Raw genomic sequence first — 6,242 nt, forward strand, 5'->3', positions numbered from 1 at the left:
GATTTGGCCGTAAAAGTGCAAAAAAAGAAAGCAGCTTTCAGAAAATTTGCTTTCGTTTTAACTTATAAAAAAAGTTCCTCAAGTTTTTTAGCTACGCCGTCTTCTTCGTTGCTGGTGTCTAGTTGGTGATCTGCGTAGGGCAAAAGTACAGGGCTAGCATTTTTCATGGCGTAACCTGTTCCAGCAAAGGCCAGCATTTCGGTATCGTTATGCTCATCACCAAAGGCTATTAAGTCACGTTTATCTCTTTTAAAGATGGTTAATAAGTAATTGAGTGCGTAGGCTTTATTGATATTTTTCGAAGAAACTTCAAGAATATTGAGGGGGCCACCCCACGAATCAATTTCGATTTCTTCCTTGAAAAAAGCACGCATGCTTTTGACAAGAGCATACTTATCTTCGTGATAGGTTTGCAGCAAGAGGGCGTTGGGGTTTCGTGTGATTTTAGAGCGGACCAGGGCCATCTGATCAGTAATAGCATCAACGCCAAATAATTGGGGGTCAATTTTTTGGCGGTTAGTCATGGTGATATAGAAATTTTTACGGTACTCACTGGCAATAAAATCCAACTGAAAATCATCTTGATGCTGTAAGAGTTTTAAGAGGTAAGCTTTATCAAGGGTAACATTGTGCTCAAAGGCCCATTTTTGTTCCGGTAGATGGGTCAAGGCTCCGTTAAAGGAAATCATTGGTGTTTTGAGTTCCAGTTGCAAATAATAATCTAAAGCCATTCGATAAGGTCTCCCGGTAGAGATGACTACGAGGTGGCCTTTGGCCTGAACTTGTTTAATGGTTTGGATTGTGTAATGTGATAAGGTGCTATCGTTTCGTAACAGGGTTCCGTCTAAATCAAGTGCAATAATTTTTTTGGTCATAGATTGATTATACCAAAAAAGTCGCGAAAGGAGAGCAAAGAATGATAAAAGAAAACCTTATCTCTGAAAAAAGCTCTGCTTCTCTTTTTAGGATTGATTTATGAACGATAAACTGTTAAAATATAATTAATGTTCGTAAAAAGCTCATTTACTAGACAAACTAAGCAAGGTTTGCGCTCTTGTGATTGACTTTGATGTGCTAATAGATGTGCTAATAAAAGATAAGGAGATTCCACAGTGATGGAAACGTTTTTTAAACTTAGTGAACATGGGACAGATGTGCGTACGGAAGTGACGGCAGGGCTGACAACCTTTTTTGCCATGTCCTATATATTATTTGTTAATCCGGCCATCTTGTCTCAAACTGGTATGCCGACCCAGGGCGTTTTTTTAGCCACCATTATTGGGGCGGTTATTGGTACCCTGGTGATGGCCTTTTATGCTAATCTCCCATATGCTCAGGCGCCAGGAATGGGTTTGAATGCTTTTTTCACCTACACTGTGGTTTTTGCCTTAGGGTATACCTGGCAACAAGCTTTAGCGATGGTATTTATCTGTGGTTTGATTTCTTTGATCATTACCTTGACAAAGGTCCGCAAGCTGATTATTGAGTCTATTCCAGCAGTGCTGAAAGCAGCCATTTCTGCAGGGATTGGTGCCTTTTTAGCCTATGTTGGCATTAAAAATGCCGGCTTTTTGAAGTTTTCCATTGATCCAGGGACCTATAGCGTAGCGGGCAAGGGTGCGGCAAAGGGCCTAGCGGCCATTACCGCAAATTCGGCTGCTACACCTGGCTTAGTTGCTTTTGATAATCCGGCAGTTCTGTTATCCTTGATTGGTTTAATTCTTACTATTTTCTTTACAGTCAAAGGTACTCGCGGTGGGGTTATTATCTCTATTTTTTTGACAACCTTAGTAGGTATTTTGCTGGGTGTGGTTAGGCTGGATCAGGTTAACTGGCAAGCTACCAATTTATCAGCTTCTTTTGCTGAGTTAAAGCAAGTATTTGGTGTAGCTCTAGGAAAAGAGGGCTTGCTGTCCTTGTTTTCAGTTCCATCGCGAATTCCAGGTGTCTTGATGGCTATTTTGGCCTTTTCGTTGACAGATATTTTTGATACGATTGGCACCTTGATTGGGACAGGCCAAAAAGTAGGCATTATAGCTAATACAACTGACAAACAGCAGTCGCAAAAATTAGACAAAGCCCTTTATTCTGATCTAGTTGCGACAACTTTAGGTGCCGTTTTTGGAACCTCCAATGTGACCACCTATGTTGAATCTGCAGCGGGGATTAGTGTGGGTGGAAGAACCGGCTTGACTGCTTTGGTAGTAGCTGGATTATTTGCTCTTTCAAGCTTCTTTAGCCCTCTTGTTTCGATTGTTCCTGCCCAAGCTACGGCACCCGTTTTGATTGTTGTGGGGATTATGATGCTCTCGCACCTTAAATCCATTCACTGGGATAATATTGTTGAGGCCATTCCTGCTTTCTTTATATCCCTTTTTATGGCATTTACATATAGTATCACATATGGGATTGCTGCAGGCTTTCTCACTTATACTTTGGTCAAGGTGATTAAAGGACAGGCAAGAGAAATTCACCTGGTCTTATGGATATTAGATGCTCTGTTTTTATTGAATTTTCTGTGCTTAGCTATTTTATAGGTAGAATCCTCACACTATGGGAATCAGCTTTGGAGTCTGGTTTCCTTTTTTACTGGCCTGATTATTTGTTTCTATTGGGATTGTTTCGTATAGAAATGATATTTTTAGAAAATTTAGCTGTGCATCAATTCTCATTAAGCTTGAAAGACTTTAAAAAACCGGCTTTCAAAGGTGCTTTCCTGCTCCTTTTGGGTGTTCAAAATCCTTCACTTGGTGGGCCCTGTTAGGAAACTATTGGAAGACCACAATAAATTTGATATAATGACTATATGTTTTACACACACAACGAAAGTGAATTGATAGCACTAGGTGCTAAATTAGGGCGTCTACTCAAAGCTGGTGACGTGCTTATCTTATCTGGTGATCTAGGAGCGGGCAAGACAACCTTTACCAAGGGTCTGGCAAAGGGCCTTGCTATTGAGCAAATGATTAAGAGTCCGACCTATACGATTGTTAGAGAATACCAAGGAAGACTGCCTTTGTTTCATTTAGATGTCTATCGAATTGGTAATGATCCAGATTCGATTGATTTGGATGATTTCCTCTATGGAGATGGTGTTACTGTCATTGAATGGGGCGAGCTCCTTGATCAATCCTTGTTCAGTGATGTTGTCACGATTGAGCTGCGTATTGTTCCAGAGGGAAGGCAACTCACCCTGCAGGCGCAAGGCGCGCGAGCACAGCAGCTTTGCGAGGACATAAAGCATGCCTGAAGCGATCATTACTATTGATGAAGCTCAACCGCAGGATGCAAGAGAACTGTTAGCCTGCCTGAGGCAAATGGCTTTGGAAACAGATTATTTGAGTGAGGTTGAGCGCTTGATGACAGGTGATGCTAGGGAACTTGAGAATTATCTCCTGCAAAGCCTACACGCGCTTGATCAGCTCTGTCTCATTTTACGTGTGGACGGGCAAATAGCCGGCTTATTGAATCTTGTTAGCTCGGACTTTGAGGCAACAAGCCATATTGCTGAGCTATTTATTGCCATCAAAAAAACCTACTGGGGCTATGGCTTAGGCCGAGAACTGATTAAGCTGGGCCTTACTTGGGCCCAAGAGACGCCTAGTGTGGCAAAAATTGAATTAGCAGTGCAAAGCAGGAACCACAGAGCCATACAGCTTTATAGACACTGTGGCTTTGTATTTGAGGGGACCCGAAAGCGGGCCATAAAAACTAAGGATGGAGAATTGATAGATGTTGACCTCATGGGTCTATGTCTATAACGAATAACTATATGAAACTTCGTAATAAAATTTTAGTCATGCTCTCAGCTATCTTGCTTTCAACTTTAGTGGCTTTGGGGGTCTATGCAACAAGTGCCTATCGGTTTTCAACACTCGAGCTGTCGAAGACCTTTAAGGACTTTTCAACCAATTCCACACGCAAAGATGTGATCAAGCAGACCAAACCCTTCACTATCCTTTTGATGGGGGTTGATACAGGCTCAGCAGAACGAAAATCCAAGTGGCAAGGTAATAGTGATTCGATGATTTTAGTGACCATTAATCCTAAAACCAAACGCACCACTATGACCAGCTTGGAGCGCGATATTCTCACCAAGCTTTCTGGCCGCCCGTCCAATGAAATGACAGGGGTAGAAGCTAAGCTAAATGCTGCCTATGCCGCAGGTGGGGCTCCTATGGCCATTATGACAGTTCAGGATTTGCTACATATTAATGTTGATAAGTATGTACGAATCAACATGCAGGGCCTCATTGATCTGGTTGATGCTGTGGGTGGCATTACGGTTACTAATAAATTTGACTTTCCTATTTCCATAGCAGATCATGAGCCAGAATATCAAGCGACAGTACAGCCAGGAACCCATAAGATTAATGGTCATCAGGCGCTTGTTTATTCACGGATGCGTTACGATGACCCAGACGGCGATTATGGCCGGCAACAGCGCCAACGTGAAGTCATTCAAAAGGTGCTAAAAAAGGTATTGGCCCTAGATAGTGTCAGTTCTTATCGCAAAATCTTGCTAGCCGTTAGCAATAATATGCAGACCAACATTGAGATTTCCTCGCGGACAATCCCTAGTCTTTTAGGATACAAGGATGCCTTAAATCACATCAAAACCTATCAGCTAAAAGGCGAAGGTGTGACCTTGGCTGATGGCGGCTCTTATCAGCTAGTTCCCGAGGAACACCTGCTGGAGGTGCAAAATCGCATTCGCAAGGAGTTAGGTCTAAGTCCTAGAACCAGTTTAAAAACTAATGCCATCACTTATGAAGAATTATATGGTGGCAGCCGTTTGAAAGAAAATAGCAGCAGTGCGGATGTTTCGGTAAGATCCGGCATCTCTGGCACACAGTCAGACACAGAAGGCTATTACTATCCTGATGCTAGTAGGTATTATGGCGGTGCCCAGTCAGAAGCGCAAGAACCAGCGCCACGCTTTAGTGGCGGTTCTTCGCTTGCAGACACACCCTCTGAAGGAGCAGATGCTGGCCTTGCCCCTTCAAATGCCCCATCAACGACAGATGCAGCCCCTAGTTCAGCTACTGATCAATCTACAGCCGAAACAGCACAATAAAAACCTCTAAGTTAGTTACACTTAATCAATCCTTAGCTTATTTGGCTAGAGAGTGAGTTGTGGTGTAACCACTTGGAGGTTTTTTGAATCGTAAGTACCAGTGAGCGCGATTTTAGCAATTGCCTCTAAAACTAGCAAAAGCTAAGTTGCGCTTCTACTAAGGGCAACGAGGCAGTTAAAATCAAGAGCGAGGAGTGGTTTTTTGCTGTGCAGCCAGTTTTTGGCTAATGAGATCAAGACGTGGTTGAATATCTTGTTGAAAAGCTCGTGTTTTATAGGTTAAGTCTGAACTCAGGTCTTCGAGGGTTTGCATCTGTGCTTTGATAGTTGCTAAATTGGTTTTGATGCGTTTAAAATCCGCCTCAATGGCCTCTTTTTCTTGCAAGGTTTGCTTTGCTGCTGTTTGGAGCTTATCCTTGTTTTGAAAAATGGTATAGGCTAAAACGCTTGAGAGACCAAAAGTTACTAATGTACTTAATCGCATAGGGCGACCTCCTTGCTGATGGTTTTAGCCAAGCTTTCTAGGGCAGCAAAATCTGGCTCATGGGTTGTATAGTGGATGTCAATACCATCTTTGTTGCTGTAGCGCGGCACTAAATGAATATGGGCATGAAAAACGGTTTGCCCAGCCAGAGGCTCGTTGTTGTTAATGATATTCATAGCTTGTGCTCCGGTTGCTTTTTGTAGGCCACGGGCAATTTTGGGTAGTCTTGCAAAGGTTGTTTTAGCCGTTTCTGCATCCATGGCAAGCACATTACGGACATGTTTTTTGGGTACTAACAGGGTATGACCCTTGGTTGTTTGTGTAATATCTAAAAAGGCCAGAACCTGGTCATCTTCATAAACTTTCGATGCGGGAATCTCACCGGCAATTATCTTACAAAAAATACAGTCATTCATAGGCTATCCTTTCTGAGGGCAAATGGCTTAGTAGGGCCAGCCACAGGATGAATGGTGGCTTGACACGCTTCAATAATAATCATGTTACTTAGTTTTATCTTAGCATGTGCCTTTAGATATTGCAAACCTTTACAATCCAGAATCATTCCCGTAGTTAATATTGTTGTCCAATTTGTTATAGTCCAAAGGGAGATAATAATGACTTTCCTTGTCTTAACAATTGGTCAACAATATTCACTGATGCCCTTTCTTCCAATTAAATGCA

7 protein-coding genes are annotated in these 6,242 nt (G+C 42.4%); 4 read left to right on the forward strand and 3 right to left on the reverse strand.

Annotated elements, in window-relative coordinates; translation table 11 throughout:
• Positions 1 to 62: 62 nt before the first annotated feature.
• Positions 63 to 875: an HAD family hydrolase gene (locus GWD08_RS04890; RefSeq protein WP_159544390.1), complete on the reverse strand. Its 813-nt coding sequence runs from the start codon at positions 873 to 875 to the stop codon at positions 63 to 65.
• A 240-nt stretch (positions 876 to 1,115) separates the two neighbouring features.
• On the opposite strand from GWD08_RS04890, the gene GWD08_RS04895 reads away from it, so the two are divergent.
• The 4 genes from GWD08_RS04895 (at position 1,116) to lytR (ending at position 5,077) form a co-directional block, all read left to right on the forward strand.
• Positions 1,116 to 2,537, forward strand: a complete 1,422-nt coding sequence (locus tag GWD08_RS04895; RefSeq protein WP_159564544.1) for an NCS2 family permease — start codon at positions 1,116 to 1,118, stop codon at positions 2,535 to 2,537.
• 269 nt (positions 2,538 to 2,806) lie between these two features.
• A complete protein-coding gene (gene tsaE, locus GWD08_RS04900; protein WP_159564534.1) occupies positions 2,807 to 3,250 on the forward strand; it encodes a tRNA (adenosine(37)-N6)-threonylcarbamoyltransferase complex ATPase subunit type 1 TsaE in 444 nt (147 codons plus the stop codon).
• Positions 3,243 to 3,761: a GNAT family N-acetyltransferase gene (locus tag GWD08_RS04905; RefSeq protein WP_159564536.1), complete on the forward strand. Its 519-nt coding sequence runs from the start codon at positions 3,243 to 3,245 to the stop codon at positions 3,759 to 3,761. The genes tsaE and GWD08_RS04905 overlap by 8 nt, the downstream gene beginning before the upstream one ends.
• A gap of 11 nt (positions 3,762 to 3,772) precedes the next feature.
• Complete coding sequence (gene lytR / locus GWD08_RS04910) at positions 3,773 to 5,077, forward strand: glycopolymer--peptidoglycan transferase LytR (RefSeq protein ID WP_159564538.1); 1,305 nt, start codon at positions 3,773 to 3,775, stop codon at positions 5,075 to 5,077.
• Between the two features lie 181 nt (positions 5,078 to 5,258).
• Here the strand turns inward: lytR and GWD08_RS04915 are convergent, their stop codons facing one another.
• The gene (locus GWD08_RS04915; RefSeq protein WP_159564540.1) at positions 5,259 to 5,561 is read right to left on the reverse strand and encodes a hypothetical protein; all 303 of its coding nucleotides are present in this window, start codon (positions 5,559 to 5,561) and stop codon (positions 5,259 to 5,261) included.
• Positions 5,552 to 5,977 (reverse strand): HIT family protein, encoded by a 426-nt coding sequence (locus GWD08_RS04920; protein ID WP_159544378.1) that lies wholly within the window; start codon positions 5,975 to 5,977, stop codon positions 5,552 to 5,554. Before GWD08_RS04920 ends, GWD08_RS04915 begins: the two co-directional genes overlap by 10 nt.
• Positions 5,978 to 6,242: the final 265 nt, after the last annotated feature.

It is taken from the genome of Streptococcus halichoeri, assembly GCF_009870755.1.
Classification (GTDB): domain Bacteria; phylum Bacillota; class Bacilli; order Lactobacillales; family Streptococcaceae; genus Streptococcus; species Streptococcus halichoeri.